Genomic DNA, 25,445 nt, shown 5'->3' on the forward strand with positions numbered 1-25,445 from the left:
CTTTAGTTTTTAAATTTCTTTTTGCCCTCTAGCAATTTTTATGTTTTCTATGGTGTCTCCTGTAAATGTAGCTTTAACACAACTTTTATACATATCATCTAATAAGGTAAATTTATTAAATCCACCATTTTTTATTATCATATAATAATAGTTTGTATCTTTATTTCTTTTTTGGATTTTTTCATACTCAACTGCTAACGTAGGATAAGTTTTTAAAACACTTTTTCCAATTAATTTGAAAGCTCTTTTTCCTACTTTTGTAGTAGTGACAACTATTATTTCTATATCATCACCCTTTTTCTCTGTATGAACTAATACTATTTTATCACAAATTATTTTAATAGATTTAATAAAGATACTTATTTTTATTTTTAAAAAATTATTCTTACAAATATATTTAAGGGTCATTTTTTCCTTTGATCCTACTAAGCAAAATATTATTGCTATTTCTAATACTACTAAGTAGCAATATACATATATATTCTTAACTTGAAACGCCAAAACAAGTACCGGAAACAATATAAACAGAAAGATCATAAATACATTAAATCTTCCAAATGCTTTTTCCTGTTTCTTTATTGCTTTATCTATAAACATTAGTCTCTCCCTTTATTTTTTAAAATTTAAAAGGAGCCTATCAAAGGCTCAGAAATACTAAAACTCAAGCAATTAGAAAATATAGCTACTTTATTTTCTAGCCACCTATGACCTTTAGAACCTATCTCCAAGCATTGATATAGCTCCACTACTATTAAAAGCTGGTATTACCCATTTGTTTCATTTTTTGAGCTTGATCCTCTGTTATTAAAGCATTAAGTATTTCATCAATATCTCCATCTAAGAATGAATCTAGCTTATAAAGTGTTAACTTTATTCTATGGTCTGTAACTCTTCCCTGTGGATAGTTATAAGTTCTTATTTTTTCACTTCTATCTCCAGTACCCACTTGACTCTTTCTATCTTCAGCTATACCTGCAAGTCTTTCTTGCTCTGCCTTGTCATAAAGTCTAGCTTTTAAAACCTTCATAGCTTTTTCTTTATTCTTAAGCTGTGATTTTTCATCTTGACATGAAACAACCATACCTGTTGGTAAGTGAGTAATTCTTACAGCTGAGTCAGTTGTATTAACGCATTGTCCACCATTACCTGAAGCTCTAAACACATCTATTCTTATGTCTTTATCACTGATTTCTATTTCTACGTCATCAACCTCTGGAAGTACAGCTACAGTTGCTGTTGATGTATGTATTCTTCCTGAGCTTTCTGTATCAGGTACTCTTTGAACTCTATGTGCTCCACTTTCATATTTCATTTTTGAGTAAGCTCCGTCACCTTTTACCATGAATACAACTTCCTTGAATCCACCAAGGTCTGTTTCATTTAAACTCATTATTTCCACTTTCCATCTATTTTTTTCAGCGTATTTTGTATACATTCTGAATAAATTTGATGCAAATAATGCAGCTTCTTCACCACCAGCACCTGCTCTGATTTCAACAAAGACGTTTTTATCATCATTAGGGTCCTTTGGTAATAATAATATTTGTATTTCATTTTCTAAGTTCTCTTTGCTTTCGCCAAGATCCTTTATTTCAGCTTGAATCATTTCTTTCATTTCTGGATCTGATTCTTCACTAGCCATTTCTTTGTTAGCCTCTAAGTCTTCAAGCACATTTCTATACTCTTTATACTTATTAACTATAACTTCTAAGTCAGCATGTTCTTTACATAATTTTCTCCATTCACTTTGGTTAGCCATAATTGATGGATCACTTATTTTAACTGACAGTTCATCATATTTATTTTCAATAAAATTTAATCTATCAAGCATTTTATTTATCACTCCGTAACATAGATTTTCATATTTAATTATTATAACATAATTTTTTTCTCTTTATCAACATTTAGTTTCCCTATAACAACTCTATCATGACCTGCTAAATCTTTTATTATTTCCAAAGAAGTAAAATTATCATTTTCCATCAATAATTTAACATCCTCTCCTTGGTCATGACCTATCTCAAAGGCTAATATACCGTCATTCTTTAAATAACCTTTACTTTCTTTTATAATCTTCCTGTAGAATACTAAGCCATCTTCTCCTCCAGCAAGAGCTAAATGCGGCTCATAATTTTTAACATCATCCATTAATGTTTCTATAACCTCATTTCTTATATAAGGAGGATTTGAAACAATAATATCATAGATTTTTCCTTGTAAATTATTAAATAAATCACTTTGAATAAAATTAGCTCTTCCTTCAAGATTTAAACTTTTTATATTGCTAAGTGTAACTTCTTTTGGTATATCATCTATATCTACTAAGTCAACACTTATATTTTTTCTAAATGTCCCTAAGGATAATCCAATAGCACCGCTTCCACAACATAAATCACATAGCTTTAACTCTTCATTTTCATCAATATTCTTTAATACTTCTTCAACTAGTATTTCTGTGTCTGGTCTTGGAATTAGTACACCTTCTTTTACATTAAAGTCTAATCCCATAAATTCTGCTTTTCCTAGTATATATTTAATGGGCATTTTTTCACTTCTCTTTTTTACTAAGTCAAAAAATTCATTTTCAAGATCTTCTGATACTCTAAAATCATTATTTGTTATTAACCAAAGCTTATTTTTATCAAGTACTTTCCCTAATAAAAGTTGAGCATCTAATCTACTTGTCTCAACGTTATTATTTCTTAATATTTCAGTAGCTTCATTCAATAATTCATCTACTCTTTTTTCTACTTTTAATCCTTCTGATGCCTTCAAAGCCATTATAGCCACCTCAATTTCTCTAATAGTTGGTTCACTTGTAGTTAATATTTGTAACTTCATTCCCGGATATGCTACTAAATTGCTAAGTAAGCTATTACTCTTGCCTATCCACCTTATTATTTCATAGGTTATCCCTATAGCTAAAGACATAATTAAAATTCTAGCTACTATTCTCAATGATACAAATTTCCATCCTATAAATAAACTAAGTATAGTATTTATAAAAATAACATTAAATAAAAAATTAGTACCACATCTCTTATGTAATCTATTAAACTTCATCACATTTTCTACAGTTAATTTTTCCTTACTTTCATAACAATTTATTGTTTTATGTTCAGCTCCATGGTTTGCAAATAAATTCTTTACCATATCATTAGACCTAATTATTAGTAGATAAATAATTAATAATGTTAATGTTATTATCCCTTCTATTAAAGTCAACTGGAAATTTTTTAACTTTAATAGTTTAAATATACTAGTTACTAAAGTTGGAAAAATCACAAATATAATTATAGACAAAAAAACTGAAAGATATAACATAAAGTTTTTAGGGAGTTTTTCTATATTTTTCCCCAATTTTTCTTTAAGCCAATTTTCTAAATCATTTTCGTCATAATTACTAATAGAATAATTAAAAGATTCTAGTCCTGCTTCTATAGTACTTCCTAAAGAAATCATTCCCCTCAAAACGGGTATTTTATCAATTGGTCTTTCAACTGTAATATTATATCTTTCAATATCAATTTCTATATTACCTTTTTCATTTCTTACTGCTGTAGCTTTTCCTTTTTTGCCCCTCATCATAACGCCATCTAAGACTGCTTGACCACCAACATAATTTTCTCCCATAAAATCTCCCCTCATTTATAAGGATTTATTTAATTTTTCTTATATTTAAAGTAACATTCTCCACACAATGATTCATACTCTACTTCGCCACCATCGTCAATAGCTACTTGCTCACCCTCAAAAATAAACTTACCATTTATTTTTCTACCATTTAATATTGCCTTTTTACCACAAGTACATATTGTTTTCATTTCTTCTATACTATGTGCTATAAGCAATAATCTAGAACTCCCTTCAAAACCATTCATTTGGAAGTCAGTTCTAAGTCCATAACATATTACTGGAATATCATAACTAACTGCTATTTCAAATAATTGATCTATATGATAGCTCTTTAAAAATTGAACTTCATCTACAATAATACAATCCATAGAATGAGTTTTTAATCTTTCTTGAATTCTCTCTAATATATTGTCTTCATTACTAATGAGCATATCTGCTTTTCTCTCAACACCTAGTCTAGATACGATTTTATCCTCACCTTTTTTGTCAATAGCTGGTTTTATTAAAACGATTTTCATCCCTCGTTCTTCATAATTATGTGCCACTTGCATTAAGTGAGTTGATTTTCCTGAATTCATAGCACCATATCTAAAATATAACTTACTCATAAAAATTATCTCCCTCTTGTCATTTTATTGCATATAATCAAAATTTATTTTTATTCAATAGATGATAATAACTTTATTTTACTTTTTATTCCTTATAAAGAAATATCAACTATTTAGATGATTTAATTTTGATTTAATGATTATTGAAATTGTTTATTATTTATTACATTTACTTCATATCATTATAACTTAAAGGAATAGTATTTTAAACTATTGACGTATTTTTCACCTCGTGATATACTTTAATACAGTTGTTTAAAACAATTGTTTGAAATAATTGTAAAAATCAAAAAGAGGTGAAAAATATGAAAAACGGCATACATCCAGATTACAATCACGAAACTGTAGTTAAGTGTGCATGTGGAAACACTTTCACAACTGGTTCAGTTAAAGATGAATTAAAAGTTGAAATATGCGCTAAGTGCCATCCATTCTACACTGGTAAGCAAAAAATCGTTGATGTTGGTGGAAGAGTTGATAAATTCAACAAGAGATTCAACATTAAGTAATTTTTCTAAAAGAGAAAGAACTATTTCTTTCTCTTTTTTTATTTTATATTTTGTAAATTTTTTTTAAAGTTTAATGTTCCACAAATAAGATTCTATGATATTATATTAATTGAATTTAATTGAAAGAGTGAATTTTTTATGCGAAAAATTTTAATATTATCAACAGCAACCGGTGAAGGGCATAACCAGGCTGCCAAGGCATTAAGAGATATTTTAAAAGATGATCATACTGAAATTCTGATTTATGATTTTCTTGATGGAGGTAGTAAAATTTTAGATAATGTCATTGTTGGAGGTTATGACTTTTCTGCAACTATGCTTCCACGAGTATATGGGGCAGTTTATAAAGTTACTAACTTTAAAGGGATAAATGGAATTTTATCTAAAGCTTTTAGATCTAGTAAAAAAAGTATCTTGAATTGTATAAACACATATGAGCCAAATATTATTGCATGCACTCACCCTTTATCTGTATTTGTTCTTGATTACTTAAAAAGGGATGGTATAATAAATATCCCTGTTGTATCAATAACTACAGATTTTAATCCACATTATACTTATTTTGCTAAAAATTTAGATGCCTACATAACAGGTAGTCAATATTCAAAGGAAAAACTTGCTCAGCAAGGAATAGATGAAGACACTATCTATCCTTTAGGTATACCTGTTAATAAAAAATTTTATAAAAGAAATGTACCAAAGTCTATATCTACACCTAAGTCAGACTTTAACATATTACTTATGGGTGGTAGTATGGGACTTTCTAGTATTTCATCTGTATTAAAAAAACTAGTTTTAAATAAAAATAAACTTGATATAACAATAGTCTGTGGAAGAAACGAAGATTTAAGAGAAGAACTTACTTTAAATTATGGAACTGAAAACTTTAAAGATAAGAATATATCTATCTTAGGTTTTGTTAATACTATCCCAGAACTTATGGATAAAATGGATTTAATAATCACTAAACCTGGCGGCTTAACTGCTACTGAAGCTATCCACAAAAGCCTTCCAATGATTATTCCTTTTGTTATCCCTGGGCAAGAAAGTGAAAATGCTAATTTCCTTTGTAAGGAAGGTACTGCTATAAGAGTTAAGAATTTAGATTTATTAAATGAAACTATAGATTATCTAATTGAAACTCCAGAAAAGCTTCAACAAATGAAAGAAAATATGAATAGAATTTCTAAAGACTTTTCTATAGAAAAAACCATAGAACTATTTAATAGTTTATATAAAGAGGATGTATCAAAATAACTAGATACATCCTCTTTTTCTATTTATTATCTTCTTGTTCCATAGTCTTATTATAGCTCACTATAAATTCCTCATTATTTTTTGTTTTAGATAATATGTTAATTAACTTTTCAGTTACATTATCTTTATTATCTTCTTTATACATAACTTTTCTTATAGAATATGCTACATCTTTTTCCTCTGGTTTTAATAATAAATCTTCTTTTCTAGTCCCTGATTTATATATATCAATTGCAGGGAATATTCTTCTTTCTTGAAGTTTTCTATCTAAGTGTACTTCCATATTTCCTGTACCCTTAAATTCTTCAAAAATCATATCATCCATTCTACTTCCTGTTTCCACTAAAGCAGTTGCCAATATAGTTAAGCTTCCACCCTCTTCTATATTTCTAGCTGCTCCGAAGAACTTTTTAGGCATTATTAAAGCTCCTGGATCTAATCCTCCTGAAAGAGTTCTTCCTGTTGGAGTTATAGTAAGATTATAAGCCCTTGATAATCTTGTAAGAGAATCCATAAGTATAACTATATCTTTCCCTTGCTCTACCATTCTTTTTGCTCTTTCTAAAACCATTTGTGCTACTTTAATATGATTTTGAGGTTCTTCATCAAAAGTTGAATATATAACCTCCCCATTTATACTTCTCTTCATATCTGTAACTTCTTCTGGTCTTTCATCTACTAATAATACTAAAAGTTCTATTTCTGGATAATTTGCTGATATATTTTGAGCTATTTTTTTAAGAAGTGTAGTCTTACCAGCCTTAGGAGGTGCTACTATAATTCCTCTTTGCCCCTTTCCTATTGGACAAATTATGTCCATAAGTCTAGAACTTAAGTCGGAACTATTATTTGTTTCTAACCTTAATCTTTCATTAGGGTATATAGGTGTTAAATGTTCAAAATGCTTTCTTCTTATTGCTTTTTCTGGACTATCTCCATTTACTCTATCAACATATAAAAGAGCCTTAAATTTTTCTCCTTCTTTTGGTTCTCTTATTTTTCCTTCTACTTGGTCTCCAGTTTTTAAATTAAATCTTCTTATTTGTGATGGAGAAACATAAATATCTCCTTCTCCAGTTAAGTAGTTTCTACATCTTAAGAAACCAAAATTATTAGGTTCTAAAATTTCTAATACACCTTTAGCTGTATTTGAAGTGTTCACCATCTCTTTAAACTTTTCTTTTTTTTCTTCTGTATTTTCTATGTTTCTTTCCATAGTATTATTATATCTATTATTAATTCTCTCTGGTCTATTAGTAACTTCTTCTCTATTTTTTGGAGCTATTTTTTCTCTTAAAATTACTCCATTCTTCTCTATACCATTAACATTTGAGTTTTCTTTTTTTTCCTCTGAATTTTTTTTATCTATATTATTTACAACTTTACCTTTTTCTAGCTCTATTATTTCTTCTATTATTTCACTTTTCTTTTTCTTTGATAAGTTTTTTATACCTAATTCTTTAGCTATCTCTTTTAATTGAGATAAATTCATTTTATCGTAAGCTTGCACCTAGCAGCCACCTCCTATTTCTTTTAACTATATGCTTGGGAGTTTTTAAAGGTAAGAATTTATGTAGAGATTTATTCTGATTTTAACTGATTATTCTTTTATTATAATACTTTAAGGTAATCATTAACAAGATTTTTATTATATTTATATAATACCTCTTCTTTATATAATTTAAAAGCTTATAAAGGGCCAAATAAACCTGAACCTAATTTAGCCCTTATAATATATGTCTATTTAGCTGAAACTTCTAGAGTTAAATTTGTTTTTATTGGTTCTTGTCCTGCAATAGCTATTTCGTAATCTATTTTTACACTTCCACCATTGTCATCAACATCTACTTCTAAAGCTTTAGTATTAGTTACAAGCTCAAGCATACCATAAGGTGTATTATATAATGACACATGACTTCCTTCATTTTCAAAAACAATTAATGACTCCGTAGTTCCCTTTCTCTCTAATATAACTTTATCATCTTCTATTTTAACAGTCGTAGTTGTTCCTTCCATTCCTGATATTTCACTTTCTTCATAAGAAACTTCATATCTATTTTCTAATCTTTTAAAAAGCCCTTTGCTTATAACTTCTATTTTATCACTTTCACCACTTAGTTGTAAGCTAGATACTTTTATAATTGCTTTCTTTTCCATTAAGACTCCTCCATACTGTTTAATATATAGAATAGTTTAAAATTTTTACTTACTTTTATCAAGTTTTATTTTAATAGCTCTAATAATTTGAATCTTAACTCAATCTTACTATTTTCTTTATCTATAACAGCATTTGCCTCTTCCTCTGACAATACCTTTTTTATTTCTTCCTCACTTTTTTCATAACTTATTTGTCCCTTTGTCATATCAACAAAACATAATGGTGGAAACATAACACACCACCAGTTCTCTCCCTTTGCTTCACCTATTAGTATTCTAAATGCTTCATATTCCCCTTGTGGAAGAGTTATATTACCATAAGTTTTCTCTGGAAAATTAGTTCTTCCTAAAGTAGTTTTAACACTATAGCTATATCCCTCATTCTTTATAACTTCACTAGCAACATTAACCATATTATTCTCTTCCTTTTTTAATATAGATCTAGACTCATCTATAGATTTAGACTTTTCAAGTTTTGGAGTAATGTATTCCAACACCTTGTCCCTCACTTTTAATTTTAAAGTTTGATCTTCTTCTGAATTACTATTTGCTAAAACATGAAACCTTATTAATTTTTCATCTATACCATCTAAGCTTTTAGTAGCTTGTACTCCTTTTGTATTAAACATTAAAACAATAATTCCTATAATACTAATTAAACCAATATATTTTTTCATATTAACATCCCCCCTGATAACTTAATTATCACCAAGGATATTTTTTTTATACATAATTTTAAAAAATATTTTTACTATATATTTCAATTTAAATATAAAAAGAGGTTGTATTAAACCAACCTCTAAATTTAAAACTATCTTTAATAAACTTTAATTAAAATTCAAATAAATATATTTATTCATCTGTCAATCTGGCTCTATAAGTACAAAGTACTGTGATTATTGAACCTAAATTGTTCTTGTTATAAATATATCTGAATAATCATATTTTTCCTTTAATTTTTCATAGGCTCTTTGTGCTATAAGCATATCTTCAAAAAAGCCAAATATAGTTGGTCCACTACCGCTCATCATAGAACCTAATGCCCCTTCACTTACTAAGTCATCTTTAATTCTTCTAAGTATACTATGTTTTCTAAGAGTTACATTTTCTAAAACATTTTTCATATTCTTTGAAATATAGTTTACATCCTCTCTTTGCATAGCTTTTATTAAACCCTCTATATCAACATGCTTGTGAATTTTACTTATATCTAAATCTCTGTATACTTCCTTAGTTGAAACTCCAAAGTTAGGTTTTACTATTATCACTACTTTATTTTTAAATCTTTTTAAGGGAGTCAATTTTTCTCCTATTCCCTCACATAAAACAGTTCCTCCATTTATACAATAAGGCACATCTGCTCCTATTTTTAATGCTAATTCCTCTAACTCCTTATTTTTTGCTTTAACATTAAAAAGTTTATTCATTAAATATAAAACTGTTGCAGCATCAGTACTTCCACCTGCCATTCCTGCTGCTACTGGTATATTTTTAGTTATGTGTATATCAATTCCTTCATTTATGTTATACTTCTCCCTAAATATTTGTGCTGCTCTATAAGCTAAATTTCTTTCATCTGTAGGAATATAATGCTTATTACTTGTTAATCTTATATTTTTTATACTATTTTTATTAACCTCAACTAAGTCATATAAATCAACAGTTTGCATTATCATTCTTAATAAATGATATCCATCTTCTCTTTTTCCTACAGCATCTAAAGCAATGTTTATTTTAGCATATGCTTTTCTTTTCATAATTAAGTCCACCTTTAAATCCTAGATTCATATTATATCTATAATTATAATATTTTGCTTTATAAACTTAAAGAAAAATAACTTATGAAATCATAATTATTTGATTTCATAAGTTATTTATTTCTAAGCTTCTTTTTCCTTTGTGTTTTTCAATAAATCAATATTAGCTCTCACCTTATCAAAATCTTCAAAAAATAATATAATAGTATCACCCTTTTTAGCTTCAGTGAAAGCATTAATAAGTGCATCCTTTTCATTAAGTATTATTTTGTAATTCTCGTTACTTGCTCTCTTTACCCCTTTAGCTAATAACTCAGCTACTTCACCTTCACTTCTACCTCTTTTATCCTCATCCTCTTTTATAAATATTTTATTGAAATATTCTCCTGATAATTTACCTACTTCTTCAATATCTTTATTGTTTCTATCACCTGGAACGCCTATTATTCCTATTACCTTTTCTTTTTTCATAGCTTTCAATGAATCAATTATCATTTTATATCCATCAATATTATGACCATAATCTAGTATAATTTCAATACCATCTACATTATAAATATTAAATCTTCCACAGTTGAAATTTTCATCTGACTTAAATTGTAAAAAACCCTTTGCTATCATAACATAATCTATTCCTAACCCTACTAGAGCTGCACAAGCTGCTAGAGAATTATAGATATTATGCTTTAATGCTCCCTCTAAAGTTAATGGCATCATTTTTAAATCACATATTTTATAATTTTTATTATTATTATTTACCACTATAAAATCATCATCTCTATAAACAACAGGCTTTCCTTTTTTCATATTTTCTAATATATACTTATTATCCTTATTTCCTGAAAATAATATTATATTTCCTTTACTCCTTTTCATAAGCATTTCACAATAATCATCATCTGCATTTATAACTGAATAACCTGTTGGCTTAACAGCCTCAATAACAAGTGCCTTTGCAAAAGCTAATTGATCTAAAGTTTCAATTCCATCTATTCCTAAGTGATCTTCTTTTATATTAGTTACTACTCCTACATCTGCTAAATCGTAAGCTAAACCTTTTCTAACTAACCCACCTCTAGCTGTTTCTAATACTGCTACATCAACATCTCTATTTAATAATACAGTTTTAGCACTTTCTCCTCCTGTATCATCACCTTTATGAATTAATTCATTATCTATATAAATTCCATCTGTACTTGTCATTCCAACTTTATATCCCATTAAAGATAATACATAAGAAATTAATCTCGTTGTTGTAGTCTTCCCATTAGTACCTGTTATTGATATAAGAGGTATATTTCTTATATTTCCGTCATACATAGTGTTTATAATATCTCTTGCAACATTTCTACTTTTGCCCTTTGTAGGATATTCATGCATCCTTATCCCCGGTGCAGCATTTACTTCTATTACTATTCCATTATCATGTAGACTCCCTGATATATCTTTAGTTGATATGTCTATTCCACAAATATCTAAGCCAATTATTTTAGCTACTCTTTCCAAAAGCTTTTTATTTTCTTCACTTATTAAATCTGTACAATCTTCTGCAAAACCACCTGTTGATATATTAGCATTTTCTCTAAGATAAATTTTTTCCCCCTCTTCTACTACGCTATTAATATTTTTTCCAACCTTGCTTAAAATCTCTGAAAGATCTTTATCTAGTTTTATTTTAGTTAAAGGTTTTTCATGATCTTCTCCTCTTAGTGGATTACTGTTTAATTCTTCAATTAATTCTTTTATTGAAGCCTTTCCATCCCCTATTACATAAGGAGGAGTTCTTTTAGATACTGCTCTCACTTCATAATTTACAACACATACTCTATAATCATTACCTTCAACATATTCTTCTACTATTATTTTGTCACAGCTTTTTCTTAAATCATTATAAGCTTCCAATAACGACCTTTCATTTTTTATATTTAAGTGAACTCCATTCCCTTTATTACCAAACTGTGGCTTTATAACTACTGGATATCCTATGTTTTCAGCAGTCTTTAAAAGTTGTATAGTATCATGAATCACAGCTCCTTTAGCTACAGGTATAGCATTTTGTGATAATACAGTTTTAGTTAAGTTTTTATCACAACATATATCTACTGCTAAACATCTAGTTCTATCACCTATTGTAGCTCCAAACATACGTCCTTGTTTACCATAACCAATTTGATATATACCATCCCCTATTGATAAAACTGGCATATTAGCTTTAATAGCTTCATCATATATTGATTTTGTTGAGGTTCCCATCATTTCTTCATTTCTAATTGATTTTAGTATTTCTATTCTATCTTTAAGAGATATTTTTTTCCCTTTTATAAGTCCATTAATTATTTCAACAGCCAAACTAACAATGGCTAATCCTAAATTTTTATATTGGTATTGAAATATTATATAATATAAATCTCCTTCTATTTCTCTAGCTTTACCATAGGCTATATCTACACCTAATCTATTGTGAATAGCTATAACCATATGTTCGCAAATATGAGATAAGTAAGTTCCCTCTTTAAGTCTTATAGCAAATCCATGTTCCACATCTATTCCACATCTATGTTCATAAAGTTCTGGAATCATTTCTAATAGATTTTTATTGAAATCCTTTATATCTTTACTTGGAATTTCTGAATATCCTTCTAAATCAACATCTATTCTCATAACCTTTTTATGTGAATAAATATTTTTACCTTCAAAAACTTGTTTTTTTATTATTTTCATTTTAAAAAATTTCCTCCTCAAAAGGCTTCCTTTTATCTAGGTTGTATATTTTTCCTGGAGTTAGTATATGTAAAAGAACATTAAACATACTAAAGTGCTCCTTAGGACTATTTTGGGACACATTACTACAATTCATATTTTTTCCATCTATTATATAAACTGAACTTGAACCTATAACTTTTATATTATTATTTTTATCTATTATTATTGCTGTATCTTCATCAATTCCGATACCTAAACTTTGAGGGTTTTGAGCTATTGCCACTAAAAGTCTACCAATTCTCCCTCTTTGAGAAAAATGTTGATCTATAATCAATCCCTTTATTAGACCCAGTCCTTTTTCCATTTCAACGGTACACTTTCTTGGACCTTCTTCACTATTACCAGTAACTATCATTGTATCACTCATTACTGATGCCCCTGCAGATGTTCCAACAAATATAGTTCCCTTTGAAAAAGCTTTTATTAAGCTTTCATATATTGGAGTTCCCCCTAATAAACTAGTTATTCTTAACTGATCTCCTCCAGTAAAAAAAATAACTTTAGCTGATTTAATAAGATTAATCTTATTTTCACTCCAACATTCTTCCCTATTAACTATACTAAGTTCCTTTATATTTTTAACTTTTAGTTCATTAAATACCTCTTTATATTTAGTAATTAATTTTTGTGGTTCTTCACTTGCTACTGTTGCAATGAGAAGTTCTTCATCATCGCCAATTTTTTCTGCTATATACTTTAAAATTACTTTGCTGTTTTCTTTATCTTCTGCACCACCTATAATGATTAATTTTTCTTCTCCACTATTCACCATTAAATCACCTCATTAAATCTGCATTTTTTATTTTATCCATTTTTTTAGAAAGTATTCACAAGGTTATTTAAGAGTTCCAATATTAATAATTAAATTAATAAAAAAAGAGCATCCTAAAGTAGAATTTTATTCTACTTTAGAAATACTCTCTTTATTTTTTGTTATATTTTAAGGAAATATCCTTTAATCTCTCTATTGAAATAAATTTTCTTCTATTCTATATAATAGCTCTTCCTGGAATTATTAATTTTTCCCCTTCTTTTATTTCATCACTTACTTCTAAACTATTAACTTTACATATATCAGCTATACTTGTTCTGTATTTTTTAGCTAAATTCCACATTGTATCACCAGGTTGTACTATATAAATTATTATAGAAGCTTTTTTATCTATTTTTTCTTCTTCATTTTCTGAAATATCTTTTACATATTCCTTTTCTTCAGTAAAAGATACCTTTGCATTTAAATCAAGTACTGCTTTAACTGCAATTGTATTTGCTTCTATATTTCCTTGAATATTTTCTAAGTTTGCTTTTATATCACAAATCATTGTTTCATCTGCTCTTGGTATCTCAATCATGGAATTAAATGCAATTTCACCTTCCACTTTACCTAAACAAAGTCTTTCATTATTACTTTTGTATATTACATCAGCCTTTAATATACCATCAATTATTACATTACCATTAACTATTTTACTTTCAAGAGAAATTACTTCACCTCTTATATTCATTATATAAACAGGTTCTGCATCATCATTATCTAAATAAATATTATCCTTTACAATAAATTCACTATGCCCTTCTCCTAAAGGAGTATTTACCTTTAATTTTTCTTTTGTTATCTCGATATTCTTTCTTGGAGAATATGCGTCATCTATAACTTCCATTTCTTCCATCTTAGTAACTAATACTGAATTTTCAACGCATACATCAACATCTATTATTCTATTTTCTCCTAAGTCATCTTGATTAAGTCTAACATCAAAGGACTTTAAGAAATTTTTATAATTGGCTTTCATATCACTATTTACACCAACTACTTCATCTTCCCCTGATATAAAAATATCATCTTCTAGTGTTACGAGTTCCTTTGTTTCCTCACATCTATAAATTACATTTATTTTAGCTAAACATGAATATTGAATTTTATCTTCTAATATTTTCACATCACCTTTATGAATCATACAATCATATTTAAGTATTTTATCTACCTGTGGTTTATCTGAAGGTGCTTTCATAGATGCTTTTCCTGTCATCTCACCACTTTTACTACAAATCATTTTTTCAAACTTATCAGGTTTCTTTCTTATTTCTAATTCATCTGAACCTTGTACATCTTTTACAAATTCAAAACTTTCTTGAGAATAAACTTTGCAAGTAGTACGGAAATATGCTTCTATACTTATTTTTCTTTCATTGATAATATTACTATTTATATGTTCTAACTCACAATTAGCATCACAAAGCATTCTATGTTCAGCACCTACCATGTCTACGAAATTTGAAAATTTCTCTTTGTAAACAATGTTATTAACTTCTTTTTCTTCCTCATTTGATAAATACATTATGCTATATTCTACTTCAGCCTCTACATAAACTCTATCTGCTTGCATCTCCTTATTAACTATAGTTTTTCTAACATCCACAGCTAATATTTTTTCTACATCTGGATGAGTATCTGGTATCAAATATTCATCTCTAAGTACATTGTCTACTGTATTTTCTCCAAATTCTTTTTGGAGATCTATATTTTCTTTTACAATATCTATATTTACCATTTTATACCTCCTATAATATACCTATTATAATATATATAATTATTGGTAAATTAATTACTATTTTTTAAAACTTTTTTATAAAACTTATATGATTTTATTTGAACGTTAATTATTACACTCTATTTTGAACTTTTATTTTCTTTTTCGACATTTTTTTATCTTTTTCGATATATATTGTTGACATATTCTTAAAAGCTATGTTATTATTAAGGTGGTTATTGACCATATAACCTCTCATAAATTCTCAATACCCTTTTATACCATAGTTGAAAGATGGAAACCCACCATCTTTCTTTTTTTTACAATAAAACAAAAGCTTCTAAATTAATTTTAGAAGCTTTTATTTTATCCAACGAAATCTAACTCTACTGTATTGGTTAAAACATCAGAATAACTATATGTTACAGTTCTATGTGTACTTTTTTCTAGTCTTATTACGAAAATGCTTTGATATACACTTTCTAATATGCCTTCGTTAACAAGAATTTTCTTCCTGCCTCCATTGGCCTTAAGCATGACTTTTTCTCCTACATGCTCCTCCAGGTTTCTTTTTATGGATGATAGAGTTAACTTTTTCTCCACTTGAAACACCTTCTTTCTTAATATTAGTATATACTGTAAAATTATTCCTGTCAATAGCTAGAGCACTTTTTGTTTCTTATTTTTAGTCATTTGTCAATACTTTTTCTAGCATTCTTTTTTATTATTTACAATTTATTTTTTTTTATTCTCTATGAAATTCTAACAATTTATCAATTTCATTTTAAACATAAGGTGACTTTGGATAACCTTCTCTATACTTTCCTCTAGTCTGTAATCCCCCAATTCCCTTTATTCCTGTTATAGTATTTTCTATTACTTCTGTTATAGAAACAACTGTATCTATTTTAGTATAAGCTATTTTTTCACATATAAATACGGGATCTAAACAATGTATCAAAACCCTATTAGGAGAACTTGCAAAGTTTGCTCCTGCATCTAATATATTTTCATAACAAGACTGACATGCTCCAGCAAATATAACTAATTCATCATAACTTGAATTATAATCTCTAAGGAGTCTTACAGATTCTATAAAATATTTTGAATTTCTATAATTGTTAACATCTAAATAATCCTTAACATTTCTTGATATCCCATCATGTCCTGTTAAAACTACAATATCTGGCTTAACTTCCTTAACTATTTCGAGAACCTTTTTAGGTTGTTCTTTCTCTGGAATAGCATAGCCAACAGCTGATAATTGAAGTTCTTTATAAACTTTTAAGCAATTATCTAAATAGGTAGCATCACCATCTATATGAAGTATTTTTCCTGGTCTTCCAAAGACCAATTCTTTATCCTTTACTATTTTAGGCGATTTAGTTTGAGTAGCTCTTTTATTATTTCCTCCTCTATCTCCTATAGCTTTCTTTATTGCTTCATGTATTCTAGCATTTAAAAGTTTATCTGTTCCACCTTCAAACTCATCTTTAACTTCTTCTAAATCACTTTTTAGAGAATCTGCAATTATCCTAATACTTATTCCTTTTAACACATAATAAACTTCATCTCCAACCTCTTTTATGTCTATTATTTTAAATTTAATATCTTTTCCATAAGATTTTCTAACTACATAATCACCTATTTTCATAAAATTAACTCCCTTATTTAGGTATCTTTATATATTATGAAATTTGAAATGCATTTGTTAAAAATTATTACAAAAGTATATAAGATTCAAATATATTTTTGTAACTCTGATTTATTAGAAAATCAAATATAATTCAAGGGCTACATCAAAGTCCATTTCTATAAAATAAACTTTTCTATGTAGCCCTTACTTTAATTATTCTTCTAATTGATAATACTCTTTGAAATCCTCTATAAACTTACTATACAATTCTTGCTCATTTACTATGTTTTGGATCTTCTTATTAAATGTATTTTGAGCCCAAGTTACCTCATTATAATAATATCTGTTAGCCAACCTCCAATATCTTTGTGGGAAAATTAAAAATGCTAAAAGAACTCTATACTCTTTTTTTTCTAATGGCTCAACAGTATTGTAGGCATCTATTATTCTTTTTGCATATTCTATGTTCCAATCAACTTTCTTTAATGCTTTTATCATAAAATTAGCTAAATCATAAACTCTTATTTCTCTTTTGCAATAATCAAAATCCAATATTTGAAGGTTATTTTCCTTATCTACAATAATATTATGATAGGTATAATCATGGTGGCAAAAGTTCTTTTCTAATTCACTTTTTTCACATAATGCATTGTATTCTGAACTCTTAAGAACATTTAAAGCTCTAACAGCTAAGTTTTTATAAAACTCTACATTCTTGATATAAACTAAATCAAAATTTTGTTTCATATTTTTCTTTCTAGCCATATCTCTCATTTTAGTTAATGCTTTTATTCTTTTTTCCATCAAATGCGGCCATCTACCTAAATCACTTTTTAATTTAGAATTTTCAGGTGGATCATATCCCTTACTTGCATAATGCATAGCTGCTAAATTTTTAGCTGCTAATTCAATATCATCTCCATTATGAAAGTCACATTCTCTACCTTCTATCCATTGTGATAATGTGTATAAGTCTTCATTTACTAATGCGTAAGGTTCTCCTTCCGTATTTAAATAATATCTGTCTACATTTTTAAAACCATTAGCTATTAAATGTTCCTTTGCTCCGTAAACAAATAATAATTTTTGCGGACCATAATTTATTCTTTTCAAACATCTTTCACCTTTATTTGTCTTTAAATAATATATACCTTTATTCGGTTTTATTGTTTCAATTTTAATGTCGAATTGTCTTTCGATTTCAAATTCCCTCATCATAATTACTCACCCCCCTATATTTATATGTATAATAGTTTTTATTTATTAACAAATACAAACTATTTACAATATAATAATATATAGCCATATTGAAAGGGTATTCCTATGAAAATAACAATAGATGGTCGTGCTGCTAATTGGTATAGAGGAACTGGAATTGGAACTTACACTTATCAACTAATCAATAGCATAAATCAAATAGATTTCTATAATAAATATAATATTTATATATCAAAAAATTCAAAATTAGATTTAAAGCTTAAAAAAAATTTCAATGTTTTATATTCTGACCAAAATGTAATAAATAATTTTTGGAAGGATGTTTCAATGCCTACTAAAATAAAGGAAGATTCTACAGATATCTACCATATCCCTCAAAATGGAATTGGTACAAATCTTTCTGTTAACACAAAAAAGGTAATAACACTTCACGACATAATCCCTTTAAAACTACCTCAAACTGTAAGTGATAATTACCTTAAAATTTTTGATAACCAAATATCTAATATTTTAAATAACATAGATGGAATAATAACTGTATCTAATTATTCTAAGTTAGATATATGTAAAAATTTAAACTTTCCTGAGGAAAGAGTTTTTGTTACTCACTTAGCTGCTGAAGAACAATATGTTCCTTTAGATAAAACCTACTGCAAAGAGTTTATTAAAACTAATTATAATATTGTAGATGATTATATTTTATACGTTGGCGGTTTTAGTCCTAGAAAAAATATCTTAGGTCTTATAGAAGCATTTAATTTATCAAAAAATAAAATAAATAAAAACTTAAAGCTAATAATATTAGGAACTAAAGGCAAGTCTTTTGAAATCTACAAAAAACGTACTGAAGAATTAAAAATAGAAAATGATGTTATTTTCCCTGGTTTTATAAAAACAGAACATATGCCTATATTTTATAGCTCTGCCCTTATGCTTGTGTATCCGTCTTTTTATGAAGGTTTTGGCTTACCACCAATTGAAGCAATGGCATCTGGAACTCCTGTAATAGCTTCAAATTTAACCTCTATTCCAGAGGTAGTTAGTGATGCGGCTATACTTATTAATCCTCATAATCAAGATGATATTTCTGAAGCAATAGAAAAAGTTGCTCTTTGCCCAGAACTTAGAAAAGATTTAATTAGAAAAGGGTTAAGCCAATGTGCATTATTTAATTGGAAACAAACAGCTTTTGATACTATAAATGTTTATAAAAAACTTACTTTATAAATTTTGACTAAGTTCATGTAGAGTTAAAGCTTTATCTGAATTTAGTCAACCTTATTTTAAAAAAATGTCTATGAAACCAATATCTTAATTTATATTATTTTACAAATATATTTTTTTATCTACCTAGATAACTATATAGGTACAAAATGCTGTGACCATTGAACTAATAAGCTATCATAAATGATGAACCTATATCTCTAGATAAAAATCAGAGAGGATGTATCTTTAATTTGATACATCCTCTCCTTTTATTTTTAATTAAAAATATTTCTATTTTAAAATATCAACTCATGATTTTTTTTAAAAGAATTTCATTTTCTTTTGCATAGGCTATTTTTTCTTTGAATTTATTTAAATAACTTTCATAGGACCAATCCTTTTTACTTCCATAATAATTATTAACAATATTAGTGAAATCCCTTGGGTAAGTTAATAAAATTTTTAGTATCTCTTCTTCTTCATTTGAAAACTCAATATTTTTTTTATAAATTCCCACTATATCTATATAAGAATCATAATCAAATCCATTCCTTTTTAGTACCTTACTCAAAAAACTATATAAATCTAAAACCTTTAAGTTTACATCACAGAAATCAAAATCTATAAAATAAACTTCTTCTTCATTTATTAGTATATTATGATAAGCTAAATCATTATGGCATAATGAAATTGCCTCTTCTCTATCACATAATTCCTTATAATTACTATTTTTCAAAAGTTCTATTGCTCTATTTATTCTTTCTATATAATAATCAAAGTTTTCTAAAAAAATATTATCGAATTCATTTTTTATATTCCTTTTTTCTACTATTGACTTATAATAATAAATATTTTCTTTTTCTCCTATAAAATCCTTTTCTAAGTTTCCTAAACTACTATTTTTCCTTTCCATTGTAGATAACTCAGAACTAATTCCTCTACTGCTCTTATGAAGCAATGCTAATGCCTTTGTTACCTTAGATATATCTCGTGGATTATATATATTGCACTCAATTCCCTCAATTAAATCTAATATAATATATCTATTATTTTTCCAATCAACAAAATAATTTCCATCCTCAAATTTATGATATGAAATTATATTCTTATAGGATTTACTTACATAGTTTAACATCTTAACTATGTAATTTATTTTTTCCTTATTATAATTTATCATTTTAAGTATTTTCTTGCCCTCTTCTGTATCTAGCACATATATATTTCTTGTTGGCCATAAATCCTTTATGTTTAAATTTAAATTTTCAAAAAACTCCACATTTAAGTCGTATTTACATAGGTATTTAGCATCTTTATACTTTATTTTCATGAGCCATCCTCCCTATACTTTAAATTACTCCTATATAATCTATTTTTGTAGTATTCTTTAAATTATCTAACAATGTACTTTCTTCTTTTAAATCATATATATAATTATTTGATATATACTTCATAGATTCCTTAGGATAACTTACTATTCCATATATATAATTAAAACTATCTTCACTTAATCCTTCACCTTCTAAAAACAAGGAAATTATTCTTTCTATATTTATATATTTTTTCTTTCTTTTTTCTTTTAATATATACTTAATACAATCATTTTCTACCATATTAAATTCTATTTTATTAATATCATATATATATAATTTATTATCTCTAAAATATATATTTTTCACAGAACAATTTCCAAGTATTATTTCTTTCCTCTTAGTTGCTCTTTCCATTAAAGAAATATAATTAGAGCCTTTTAATATTTCTATACTTTTCTTAGCCTTATCTAATATTTCATCAAAGAAATCATTTTTTATATTTAATTCCTCTCTTAATAATAAACCTCTCTTAAACCATATATTATAATTCATTACATCCTTTCCTGAATTATTTTTTATAGCTAAATCAAAGTAATTATCGCTCTCCATTACTCTCCTATGAAATTTTATTAAATTTTCAACATGTTTCTCAGCTGGATTATGGAAATTTCCATTTTTGCCTTTCTCTATAACTTCAATTCCATTAATATTTAAAAACTCCTTTAGTATATCCTTATTTTCCATAAACCATTATTGACCCCTTTCGTACATTTTTTTTATAAATACCTCTCTTTTCTCTCTATCTTTAATATAATCTGTTATTTTTTTCATAAATCTTTCTTCTGACCATGGTTGTCTTTCCCAGTAGTATTGTAGTCCTACTTGCCAATAATCCTGTGGAAATTCCATAAATCCAAGCATAATTCTTTTTTTATCTAATTTTATATCATCTGAGTAACTATTTATTATAAAATTAAATTTCTCTTCACTCCAGTTACCATCTTTCATAGCTCTTATAGCTAAGCTACTTAGATCATGAAGTGGACTATCTAATATACAGTAATCGAAATCTATAATATGATAGTTTTCCTTATTATCTATTAAAACATTATGATGTGCATAATCATGATGACATACAGATAATTTCATCATATCTTCTTCCATTATTCTCATATAATTTGAGTTTTTAAGCTTTTCTATTGCTCTTTTCCCTCTCTCAATTTCATCATTCATTACTTCAAGATATAATATATCAAAATCACTCTTATAAAATTTTTGATGTATTCTTTTTTTAAAATCTAATATTTCTTCAATTCTAGTTTCATAAGTTTCTATCCACTTAAACCACCCAATTCTAGGATTCATATTATTATCTATTGTAAATCCCTCACTACACTTATGTAGTTCATTAAGTTTTTTTGCTGCTCCCTTAAGTTCAATATCTATTTTATAATCACTATTTCTAGACCTTATCCAAGGTATTAAGTATCCATAGGCATCTCCAACCTTAATATAATTCTTATTATCCCTTGTACGCTCTATTTCAGGTGTACTATCAAAACCATTTTTTCTTAAATGTTCTATAACAGAAACAATAAAATAAAAATGCTTGAATTCATAATTTATAATCTTCAAGCAATAATTACCCGTAGAGGCTGTAATCTTATAAATATTTTTTCTTTTCTCTATATTCAAAGGTCTTATATGGTAATTTTCCTCTATTAATTTGCTTACTTCTTCACAATTCACAAGATGACCCCCAACATATAAATTTATTCTATTATATGTGTTTAATTTCTTTCTTGTTACATTCACATTTACTCACCTAAATTAATATTATTAGTAGTATAAAGTAAATTGGGGAGTGAACAATTTATATGAAAATACTTATTGATTCTAGAGGTGCTAACTGGTATAGAGGAACTGGCATTGGCACATATACCTATAATTTATTAAAACATTTAATTACAATAAAAAATAATAATTTATATACACTATTATGGTCTGGAGAAAATTTTAAAGAGTTTAAAAGTAATAATTGTAATATTATAATGGCTTCAAAAAAACATAGAAAATTCTTTGAAGAATTTTATGTTCCTAACTATATAGAAAATCATTCTATAAATTTATATCACATCCCTCAAAACGGAATAGGCCTAAGTACAAAGAAAAATTCCTTGAATATAGTTACTATTCATGACTTAATTCCCTATGTTCTACCAGAAACAACTGGCCGTAGATACTTAAAAAATTTTTTATATGAAATGCCACAAATAATAGAAAACACTGACGGAATATTAACAGTTTCAGATTATTCAAAAAAAGATATACTAAAATTCTTTCCAAGCTTCCCTGAAGAAAGAATCTTTGTTACACCTTTAGCTGCTAACTCAACCTTTAAAGTTCTAGATAAAGAAAAATCCCTAAATGACGTTCAAAAAAAATATAACTTCACTGGTGACTATATAATGTATTTAGGTGGTTTTAGCACTAGAAAAAATGTTCTTTCTCTAATAAAAAGTTTTAATGAAATAGTAAAATCTTTAAAAACTCCTACAAAATTATTAATAGTGGGTTCTCTTAAAGATGAAGGCTTAAAATTAAAAGAATTTTCAAATACATTAAAAGAAAAAGAAAATATTATTTTCACTGGATTTGTTGAAGAAGATTATCTTCCAACTATGTATAATGGATGTAAACTTTTCGTTTATCCATCTATTTATGAAGGCTTTGGACTACCTCCATTAGAAGCTATGAATTGTGGAACACCTGTCCTTGCATCTAACATAACCTCAATTCCAGAAGTAGTTTTAGATAAAGAAATGTTATTTGATATAAATAAAGAAAACGACTTAAAAGAAAAGTTACTTAACTTACTAAATAATGATGACCTATTAAGCAAATGCTCCCAAAGTGCCTTAAATATAAGTTCAAAATTTACTTGGGATAACACTGCTCTACTAACAGAAATGGCATATTCCTCATTACTTTCCTTAGGTAAAAGAAATTAAAAATATAAAATATCAAATCAAGCTCTAAACTTATATTACCTTTATAAACTAAGACTTAATTCAGTTGCAGTTTTAACTATAGCTGAATTTTTAATGCTCTTTCTCTAAAGGTCTATGTCTGTTATCTTAGGATTATAGACAATTGGAGTATTACTGATATTAATCATCAGAAAAATATATTCTTTATCTGCCGAGATAGTTATATAGGTACGAAATGCTGTGACCATTGAACTAGTAATTAGAAGCTCTTCATTTTTGAACAATAGTTGCGAAATAAATTTCTACTGTTTGAGCAAAGCGAGTTTAGAAATTTTAGCAACTATTGTAGAAGAAATGTTAGAGCTTCTTTACGTAGGTGAGCGGTCGAACCTATATAGCTAGCTAAAAGGCAGTGTGAATATATTTCCATTATAAAATGAGATGCACCTAAAAGTTGATGCATCTCATTTATTTTGCTATTTACCTTCAAAGTATGACTTAAATTGAGGTAAATATTCTTTGTGAGCTTCTAGTAATTCATCTAGAATTATTTTAGCCATTCTATCAGAAGGAGTTAATGGATTTCCTGTTAATGCTAGTAATGCCTTTCCATAGTTTCCTTCAACTGCTGCTTCTATAACAAGCTTTTCAAAGGTTTTTATTTCTTGAACTAATCCATTAACAGCTGTAGGTAATTTGCCAACATTTAGTGGCTTTGGTCCATCTTTAGTTATGACACATGAAACTTCAACCGCACTATCATAGTCTATTCCATCTATAGTTCCCCTATTCATAGTATCTACAGGTTGAATATCTCTTATATCATTATAAATTGAATTTATAAGTCTACATGCTGCATCACTATAATAAGCTCCACCTCTTTTTTCAAGTTGAGGTGGTTTTATATCTAAATTTGGATCTTTATATAACTCAAAAAGTTCTGCCTCTACTTCTTTAACAAATTCCCCTCTTGCTTTTCCTTCTGAGAAAGCATTTAGTTCATCTTCTAACATATCAGCAGTTTGATAATAATATCTATGATATGGACAAGGCATTACACCAAGAGCTCTTATGAAATCTGCATTCCACTCTAAGTCCTTTATATTATTTACTGAACTTCCAAAGTTCCCTTGAGCTATGCTCTCTATAACATCATCTAAAACACTTTTTCCATCAACATATGCATCTAATCCATAAACCATATGGTTAAGTCCAGCAAAATCCACTCTAACTCTACTATGATCAACATTCATAATTGAAGCTACTGCTTTTTCCATGCTTATTGGAACATTACATAATCCAATAACTCTGTTGTTTTTTCTTACGCCATATTTTATAACAGCTTCTGTTACCATTCCTGCTGGATTAGTAAAGTTTATAAGCCAAGCATTTGGACATAATTCAGCCATATCCTTCTCTATATCCAATATTACAGGAATTGTTCTAAGTGCTTTAAGCATCCCTCCAGCACCGTTAGTTTCTTGTCCTATAACTCCATGTCTTAAAGGTATACTTTCATCTTTTATTCTAGCATCTAAAAGTCCAACTCTTAGCTGGGTAGTTACGAAATCAGCATCTTTTAAAGCTTCTCTTCTATCTAGAGTTAAATTTATTTTCATAGGTACTCCTGCTTTTTCAACCATTCTTTTAGCAAGGTTACCTACTATTTCTAATTTCTCTTTTCCATCTTCTATATCTACAAGCCAAAGCTCTCTAACAGGTAAATTTTCATATCTCTTTATGAAACCTTCAACTAATTCTGGGGTATAACTTGAACCACCACCAATAGTTACTATTTTTATGCCTTTTTTCATCTTGTCTATTGCTAATACTATCTAATATTTACTTAAACTATTATATAGCTATT

22 protein-coding genes are annotated in these 25,445 nt (G+C 27.5%); 4 read left to right on the forward strand and 18 right to left on the reverse strand.

Features of this window, described 5'->3' with window-relative positions:
- Nucleotides 1-9: 9 nt before the first annotated feature.
- The 4 genes from ARA19_RS13530 to ARA19_RS13545 all read right to left on the reverse strand — a co-directional run bounded on the left by ARA19_RS13530 (nt 10) and on the right by ARA19_RS13545 (nt 4,244).
- Nucleotides 10-597, reverse strand: coding sequence for a hypothetical protein (locus ARA19_RS13530; protein ID WP_055071488.1), 588 nt, complete (start codon nt 595-597; stop codon nt 10-12).
- Between the two features lie 154 nt (nt 598-751).
- Nucleotides 752-1,831, reverse strand: a complete 1,080-nt coding sequence (gene prfA, locus ARA19_RS13535; RefSeq protein WP_055071489.1) for a peptide chain release factor 1 — start codon at nt 1,829-1,831, stop codon at nt 752-754.
- 41 nt (nt 1,832-1,872) lie between these two features.
- The gene (prmC, locus tag ARA19_RS13540) at nt 1,873-3,633 is read right to left on the reverse strand and encodes a peptide chain release factor N(5)-glutamine methyltransferase (RefSeq protein WP_055071490.1); all 1,761 of its coding nucleotides are present in this window, start codon (nt 3,631-3,633) and stop codon (nt 1,873-1,875) included.
- 29 nt (nt 3,634-3,662) lie between these two features.
- A complete protein-coding gene (locus ARA19_RS13545) occupies nt 3,663-4,244 on the reverse strand; it encodes a thymidine kinase (RefSeq protein ID WP_055071491.1) in 582 nt (193 codons plus the stop codon).
- Nucleotides 4,245-4,549: 305 nt separating this feature from the next.
- Here ARA19_RS13545 and rpmE point away from each other — a divergent pair, with 305 nt between their 5' ends.
- Complete coding sequence (rpmE, locus tag ARA19_RS13550) at nt 4,550-4,753, forward strand: 50S ribosomal protein L31 (protein ID WP_055071492.1); 204 nt, start codon at nt 4,550-4,552, stop codon at nt 4,751-4,753.
- 138 nt (nt 4,754-4,891) lie between these two features.
- On the forward strand, nt 4,892-6,010 hold the full coding sequence (locus ARA19_RS13555; protein ID WP_055071493.1) for an MGDG synthase family glycosyltransferase: 1,119 nt from the start codon (nt 4,892-4,894) through the stop codon (nt 6,008-6,010).
- Nucleotides 6,011-6,029: 19 nt separating this feature from the next.
- Here ARA19_RS13555 and rho read toward each other — a convergent pair whose 3' ends face one another.
- The 10 genes from rho to ARA19_RS13605 all read right to left on the reverse strand — a co-directional run bounded on the left by rho (nt 6,030) and on the right by ARA19_RS13605 (nt 18,072).
- On the reverse strand, nt 6,030-7,502 hold the full coding sequence (gene rho, locus ARA19_RS13560; protein WP_055072125.1) for a transcription termination factor Rho: 1,473 nt from the start codon (nt 7,500-7,502) through the stop codon (nt 6,030-6,032).
- A 248-nt stretch (nt 7,503-7,750) separates the two neighbouring features.
- Nucleotides 7,751-8,167: a YwiB family protein gene (locus ARA19_RS13565; protein ID WP_055071494.1), complete on the reverse strand. Its 417-nt coding sequence runs from the start codon at nt 8,165-8,167 to the stop codon at nt 7,751-7,753.
- A 65-nt stretch (nt 8,168-8,232) separates the two neighbouring features.
- Nucleotides 8,233-8,844 (reverse strand): stage II sporulation protein R, encoded by a 612-nt coding sequence (spoIIR, locus tag ARA19_RS13570; protein WP_055071495.1) that lies wholly within the window; start codon nt 8,842-8,844, stop codon nt 8,233-8,235.
- Between the two features lie 228 nt (nt 8,845-9,072).
- On the reverse strand, nt 9,073-9,924 hold the full coding sequence (gene ispE / locus ARA19_RS13575; RefSeq protein ID WP_055071496.1) for a 4-(cytidine 5'-diphospho)-2-C-methyl-D-erythritol kinase: 852 nt from the start codon (nt 9,922-9,924) through the stop codon (nt 9,073-9,075).
- Between the two features lie 123 nt (nt 9,925-10,047).
- Entirely contained in the window at nt 10,048-12,645 is a 2,598-nt protein-coding gene (cphA, locus tag ARA19_RS13580) for a cyanophycin synthetase (protein WP_055071497.1), read from the reverse strand.
- 1 nt (nt 12,646) lies between these two features.
- Nucleotides 12,647-13,459, reverse strand: a complete 813-nt coding sequence (locus ARA19_RS13585) for a cyanophycinase (RefSeq protein WP_055071498.1) — start codon at nt 13,457-13,459, stop codon at nt 12,647-12,649.
- A 217-nt stretch (nt 13,460-13,676) separates the two neighbouring features.
- Nucleotides 13,677-15,239, reverse strand: a complete 1,563-nt coding sequence (locus ARA19_RS13590) for a DUF3794 and LysM peptidoglycan-binding domain-containing protein (RefSeq protein ID WP_055071499.1) — start codon at nt 15,237-15,239, stop codon at nt 13,677-13,679.
- Nucleotides 15,240-15,584: 345 nt separating this feature from the next.
- Entirely contained in the window at nt 15,585-15,821 is a 237-nt protein-coding gene (locus ARA19_RS13595; RefSeq protein ID WP_055071500.1) for a Veg family protein, read from the reverse strand.
- 181 nt (nt 15,822-16,002) lie between these two features.
- The gene (yabG, locus tag ARA19_RS13600; RefSeq protein ID WP_055071501.1) at nt 16,003-16,872 is read right to left on the reverse strand and encodes a sporulation peptidase YabG; all 870 of its coding nucleotides are present in this window, start codon (nt 16,870-16,872) and stop codon (nt 16,003-16,005) included.
- 195 nt (nt 16,873-17,067) lie between these two features.
- Entirely contained in the window at nt 17,068-18,072 is a 1,005-nt protein-coding gene (locus ARA19_RS13605) for a CotS family spore coat protein (protein ID WP_055071502.1), read from the reverse strand.
- 105 nt (nt 18,073-18,177) lie between these two features.
- On the opposite strand from ARA19_RS13605, the gene ARA19_RS13610 reads away from it, so the two are divergent.
- Nucleotides 18,178-19,299, forward strand: a complete 1,122-nt coding sequence (locus ARA19_RS13610; RefSeq protein WP_055071503.1) for a glycosyltransferase family 4 protein — start codon at nt 18,178-18,180, stop codon at nt 19,297-19,299.
- A gap of 283 nt (nt 19,300-19,582) precedes the next feature.
- Here ARA19_RS13610 and ARA19_RS13615 read toward each other — a convergent pair whose 3' ends face one another.
- Genes ARA19_RS13615 through ARA19_RS13625 form a run of 3 tightly spaced genes read right to left on the reverse strand, consistent with a single transcriptional unit; the run spans nt 19,583 to nt 22,337 of the window.
- On the reverse strand, nt 19,583-20,605 hold the full coding sequence (locus tag ARA19_RS13615; protein WP_055071504.1) for a CotS family spore coat protein: 1,023 nt from the start codon (nt 20,603-20,605) through the stop codon (nt 19,583-19,585).
- A 19-nt stretch (nt 20,606-20,624) separates the two neighbouring features.
- A complete protein-coding gene (locus ARA19_RS13620; RefSeq protein WP_055071505.1) occupies nt 20,625-21,332 on the reverse strand; it encodes a hypothetical protein in 708 nt (235 codons plus the stop codon).
- 6 nt (nt 21,333-21,338) lie between these two features.
- Nucleotides 21,339-22,337, reverse strand: coding sequence for a CotS family spore coat protein (locus tag ARA19_RS13625; protein ID WP_055072126.1), 999 nt, complete (start codon nt 22,335-22,337; stop codon nt 21,339-21,341).
- Between the two features lie 128 nt (nt 22,338-22,465).
- Between ARA19_RS13625 and ARA19_RS13630 the strand changes: the two genes are divergently transcribed.
- Nucleotides 22,466-23,599 carry a glycosyltransferase family 4 protein gene (locus ARA19_RS13630; protein WP_055071506.1) on the forward strand — a complete coding sequence of 378 codons (1,134 nt, stop codon included), beginning with the start codon at nt 22,466-22,468 and terminating at the stop codon, nt 23,597-23,599.
- Between the two features lie 455 nt (nt 23,600-24,054).
- Here ARA19_RS13630 and ARA19_RS13635 read toward each other — a convergent pair whose 3' ends face one another.
- A complete protein-coding gene (locus ARA19_RS13635; RefSeq protein WP_055071507.1) occupies nt 24,055-25,392 on the reverse strand; it encodes a 6-phospho-beta-glucosidase in 1,338 nt (445 codons plus the stop codon).
- Between the last annotated feature and the right edge of the window lie 53 nt (nt 25,393-25,445).

The organism is Clostridium massiliamazoniense (assembly GCF_001403635.1).
Taxonomy (GTDB): Bacteria; Bacillota; Clostridia; order Clostridiales; family Clostridiaceae; genus Sarcina; species Sarcina massiliamazoniense.

Excerpts from the sequence above, each read along its gene's own strand:
- ARA19_RS13545 (WP_055071491.1), bottom strand. The coding sequence starts at position 4,244 with ATGAGTAAGTTATATTTTAGATATGGTGCTATGAATTCAGGAAAATCA.
- spoIIR (WP_055071495.1), bottom strand. The coding sequence starts at position 8,844 with ATGAAAAAATATATTGGTTTAATTAGTATTATAGGAATTATTGTTTTA.
- prmC (WP_055071490.1), bottom strand. The coding sequence starts at position 3,633 with ATGGGAGAAAATTATGTTGGTGGTCAAGCAGTCTTAGATGGCGTTATG.
- ARA19_RS13605 (WP_055071502.1), bottom strand. The coding sequence starts at position 18,072 with ATGATGAGGGAATTTGAAATCGAAAGACAATTCGACATTAAAATTGAA.
- ARA19_RS13620 (WP_055071505.1), bottom strand. The coding sequence starts at position 21,332 with ATGGAAAATAAGGATATACTAAAGGAGTTTTTAAATATTAATGGAATT.
- ARA19_RS13530 (WP_055071488.1), bottom strand. The coding sequence starts at position 597 with ATGTTTATAGATAAAGCAATAAAGAAACAGGAAAAAGCATTTGGAAGA.
- ARA19_RS13590 (WP_055071499.1), bottom strand. The coding sequence starts at position 15,239 with ATGGTAAATATAGATATTGTAAAAGAAAATATAGATCTCCAAAAAGAA.
- ARA19_RS13615 (WP_055071504.1), bottom strand. The coding sequence starts at position 20,605 with ATGAAAATAAAGTATAAAGATGCTAAATACCTATGTAAATACGACTTA.
- prfA (WP_055071489.1), bottom strand. The coding sequence starts at position 1,831 with ATGCTTGATAGATTAAATTTTATTGAAAATAAATATGATGAACTGTCA.
- ARA19_RS13585 (WP_055071498.1), bottom strand. The coding sequence starts at position 13,459 with ATGGTGAATAGTGGAGAAGAAAAATTAATCATTATAGGTGGTGCAGAA.
- ARA19_RS13555 (WP_055071493.1), top strand. The coding sequence starts at position 4,892 with ATGCGAAAAATTTTAATATTATCAACAGCAACCGGTGAAGGGCATAAC.
- ARA19_RS13610 (WP_055071503.1), top strand. The coding sequence starts at position 18,178 with ATGAAAATAACAATAGATGGTCGTGCTGCTAATTGGTATAGAGGAACT.
- ARA19_RS13635 (WP_055071507.1), bottom strand. The coding sequence starts at position 25,392 with ATGAAAAAAGGCATAAAAATAGTAACTATTGGTGGTGGTTCAAGTTAT.
- rpmE (WP_055071492.1), top strand. The coding sequence starts at position 4,550 with ATGAAAAACGGCATACATCCAGATTACAATCACGAAACTGTAGTTAAG.
- ARA19_RS13565 (WP_055071494.1), bottom strand. The coding sequence starts at position 8,167 with ATGGAAAAGAAAGCAATTATAAAAGTATCTAGCTTACAACTAAGTGGT.
- cphA (WP_055071497.1), bottom strand. The coding sequence starts at position 12,645 with ATGAAAATAATAAAAAAACAAGTTTTTGAAGGTAAAAATATTTATTCA.
- rho (WP_055072125.1), bottom strand. The coding sequence starts at position 7,502 with ATGAATTTATCTCAATTAAAAGAGATAGCTAAAGAATTAGGTATAAAA.
- yabG (WP_055071501.1), bottom strand. The coding sequence starts at position 16,872 with ATGAAAATAGGTGATTATGTAGTTAGAAAATCTTATGGAAAAGATATT.
- ARA19_RS13630 (WP_055071506.1), top strand. The coding sequence starts at position 22,466 with ATGAAAATACTTATTGATTCTAGAGGTGCTAACTGGTATAGAGGAACT.
- ispE (WP_055071496.1), bottom strand. The coding sequence starts at position 9,924 with ATGAAAAGAAAAGCATATGCTAAAATAAACATTGCTTTAGATGCTGTA.